The organism is Streptomyces sp. SID3212 (assembly GCF_009865405.1).
Taxonomy (GTDB): Bacteria; Actinomycetota; Actinomycetes; order Streptomycetales; family Streptomycetaceae; genus Streptomyces.
In genome coordinates, this window is the sequence record NZ_WWJY01000434.1 from 1 (window position 1) to 3,475 (window position 3,475).

A 3,475-nucleotide genomic window follows, 5' to 3' on the forward strand; every position below is an offset into this window, starting at 1 on the left:
GGACGTAAAGCGTGTTTTGTGGCGCATGACTCCGGTGAACTGGACGTGTTCCTGAGGCGCCGTAAAACATGCAGTCCGGACATACGTACCTCCGGAGGCCCCGCCCCCCGTCACCACGACAAACCCAGCCCGTCCGGCGATTGAGGACATCAGTAAGCCGCGCCCGAGCACCGGGCAGAGGCCACAACCAAGCCCGTCCGGCGATTGAGGACAACAGCACGCCGCGCCCACCACCCCGCCGCCACCACCGTCACCGCGCCAACACCCGCCGCACCCGCCGCTTCACGCGCACAAGCAGAGGGGCCCCCGCCCCCTCCCGCAGCACCGGCGGCGAGCCGTCCGCCATCGTCAGGGACAGCGAAAGCTCCGTCTCCTTCGTCCAGCCGCAGCTGATGACCCTCGCCTTCACCTCCCAACGCCCAGCGTTACGCCCCGCGTTGATCGCCTCCGGCGCCAGACGGGCCACCGTGCGATGGACCACCCGAAACGCACCCGGCGCACCCGACGCACCCGGCGCACCCGAGGCACCCGGCGCCAAAGGCGCCAAAGGCGCCAACGGCGCCACCGCCACCCGCTCCACCGTCACCGTCGCCGGCAGCACGAACTCCTCGCCCCCACCCCCCCGTCGCCGCACCAACACATCCATCCGCGCCGACTTCAACCGCGCGGTCACGTCCAGAACCTCGGCGGACACCCCCGTCACCGGAGGCGACAGCGAGTCCCCGCCCTCCGTATGCAGGAACGTCAACGGCCCGTCCGCGCCGAACAGTTCGCCCGTCGCCGTGATCTCCAGCTCCCCGGTCACCCGCGCCGACGCCTTCACCCGTACCGCCGACTCCCAGCGCGCCAGCTCCCGTACCGCGTCGGGCCGGTCCTGTTCGACCAGGGCGACCACCGCCCGCTGCGGCGCCGCCAGCCCCGCCGCCACCCCCGGCGCGAAGCGTTCGGCGAGGGCGGACCGTACCTCCGCGAAGAACTCGTCGCGCCACGCGGCCGGCGCGTCGCGGTAGCGCGGTGCGGTCAGGCGCCCGACCATCTCCACCCGCAGCCAGCGCCGGTGCAACCGGTCCCGCAGCGCGCCCGGCTCGGTGTGCGCGTCCACGATGTCGAGCGCCTCGCGGAGGTTGCCGAAGTACCCGGCCGGGTCGAAGGGCCGGAAGCCCGCGTTCGACGCGTCGGGGCGGGCGACGTGGAAGTAGCAGACGTAGTCGGAGAGGACCGAGATCCGCTCGGCGAGGAAGTACGCCGCCGTCACGAAGACATGGTCCTCCAGGCGCCGCTTGCCCTCGGGGAAGCGCAGCCCGTGGTCCATCAGGAACGACCTGCGGAACATCTTGTGCGGGGTGAGGCTGTCGATCAGCGGAGCCGTCGCGAGCGTCGCCCGCGGATGGTTGCGCCGGAACAGCTCCTTCGGGACCCCGCGCCCCCGGCCCGCCATCTTGCCGATGACGACGTCCGCGTCGTTCTCCTTGGCGTACGCGTAGAGGCGCTGGAGCGCCTCGTCCCCGAACCAGTCGTCGTTGTCGGCGAACTGCACGTACTCGCCGCGCGCGCGTTCGATCCCGATGTTGCGGGGGCGCGACGGCCACCCCGAGTTGGGGATGTGGACGACGCTGATGTGCGCGTGCGCGGCGGCCAGCGCGTCGAGCCGCTCGCCGGTGCCGTCCGTGGACCCGTCGTCGACGAAGATCACCTCGAACTCACCTGCGGCCATGGTCTGTCGCAGTAAGGAAGCGATCAGTTCCTCGATGTGGACGCCCGGGTCGTAGACGGGGACCACCACACTCACCTTGGGGGTACTCATGCGTGCCTCTCGGGAGAAGACCCCAACTCTGCCCGAAGCTGCCCACAGTCGCGAATCAGGCGACTTGTCCGACCTTGATCCGCCCCGGATCCCCGCAGCCCGATGATCTTGACGGGTCTCGGACATTTCGCGCGCGTCAAGGCAGTGTCCTAAACACAAGTCACTCGGTTAGATGAGTGTGGACACCAGAACGCCCCGGCCCGGGTTCGACGATCAGCCCCCGCTGAGCATGCTCAAGGTGGATTCCGATCCCGCGCAGGTCATCGTGAACCACGCCAGCTTCCGGGTGAAGCTCGCATCGCCCCAGCGCGCCGCCGTCGTCCGTACCCTCACGGACACCGCGCGCATCCCCGCCATGAGCGGCGCCCCCGCCGCCGGCGGCGCGCGCCGTCGTGCGCCCGTCGTGTGGAGCGGCAGGTCCGAGCCCGGAGACCCGGGAGCGACCGGACTCCTCCAGGCCGTACGGAACTCCACCGCGGCCAGGACCTCCGCGGCCGTACGCGCGGGCGGCACCTACGAACCCGTACCCGAAGGGGGGTACGAGAGGCACGACGCGGGCGCCACGCAGGTCATCCCCCGCATCGACCTGGACGACGACGCCACGACCCTGACGCCCGTCGTGGGCGGGCGCGGAGGCGCGGGCGGCCGGCCCGGCGGCGGGCGCCCGGGACCGCTCCTGCCGCCCATGCGGCAGGCGGTCGGCGCCTACGACGCGCCGTCCGAAGACGATCTCTCCGACCGGGAGTTGTCCGACCGGGAACTGTCCGGGCAGGGGTTGTCCGGGCAGGGGTTGTACGACGACCTCGACCCGGACGACGACCGCCCGCGCGCCCAGCGCCACGGCGCCGACACCGTCCGGCACGCGTACTACCCCGGCCGCCGGATGAACCTCGGCGTGGTGCTGCTCCCGCTCCGCGTCTTCCTCGGCTTCATCTCGATCTACGCGGGCATGGGCAAGCTGTGCGACCCCGTCTACTTCGACGGCGGCGAGCGCGGCTCGATGGTCAAGTGGCTGCACTCGCTGCACCCGTGGGCGCTCGCGGAGCCGCTCAGGGACTTCGCGCTCTCGCACCCGGTGGGCGCGGGCCTCAGCATCGCGTTCCTCCAGATCGTCGTCGGCGTCCTGACCGTCCTCGGCCTGTGGCAGCGGGTCGCGGCGTCCTTCGGCGCGGTGCTCTCGGCGGCGCTGCTGCTGACCGTCAGCTGGCGGACCGTACCGGCGTACGACGCGCCCGACATCATCTACCTCGCCGCCTGGTCGCCGCTGATCATCGCGGGCGCGCCCGTCTACTCGGTGGACGGCCGCCTCGCGGGCGAGGCCTGGCGCAGGCTCGGCCCGCGCTCGGAGATCTGGGACCTGCGGCGGCGCGTGCTGCGCCGGGGCGCGGTCCTCGCGTCCGTGGTGATCGGCCTGACGTTCCTGATCGGTTCGGTGCTCGGCGGGGCCGTACGGTCCTCGGACATGGTCACCGTGCCGGGTCCGAACGACGACCCGGTGAACCAGCTGCCCGGCGTCCCGCTCCCGCGCGAGTCCAGCGGCCGCGCCAGCGCGTCGGGCAGCCCGTCGGGCGACGGCCGTACGTCGGGGAAGCCGGCGGAGCCGTCGGCGACCCGCTCCAGCGCCCCGGCGGCGCGGGAGTCCGCACCGGCGCGCACTCCGGCGCGGGAGAC

General features: G+C 72.3%; 2 protein-coding genes. One reads left to right on the forward strand and one right to left on the reverse strand.

Going from position 1 to position 3,475, the window contains the following annotated elements; translation table 11 throughout:
• Positions 1-250: 250 nt before the first annotated feature.
• Positions 251-1,804, reverse strand: a complete 1,554-nt coding sequence (locus GT042_RS39040; protein ID WP_161308854.1) for a glycosyltransferase — start codon at positions 1,802-1,804, stop codon at positions 251-253.
• A 172-nt stretch (positions 1,805-1,976) separates the two neighbouring features.
• Between GT042_RS39040 and GT042_RS12955 the strand changes: the two genes are divergently transcribed.
• On the forward strand, positions 1,977-3,475 hold a 1,499-nt coding region (locus GT042_RS12955), incomplete at its 3' end, for a DoxX family protein (protein ID WP_161308855.1).

Excerpts from the sequence above, each read along its gene's own strand:
- GT042_RS39040 (WP_161308854.1), bottom strand. The coding sequence starts at position 1,804 with ATGAGTACCCCCAAGGTGAGTGTGGTGGTCCCCGTCTACGACCCGGGC.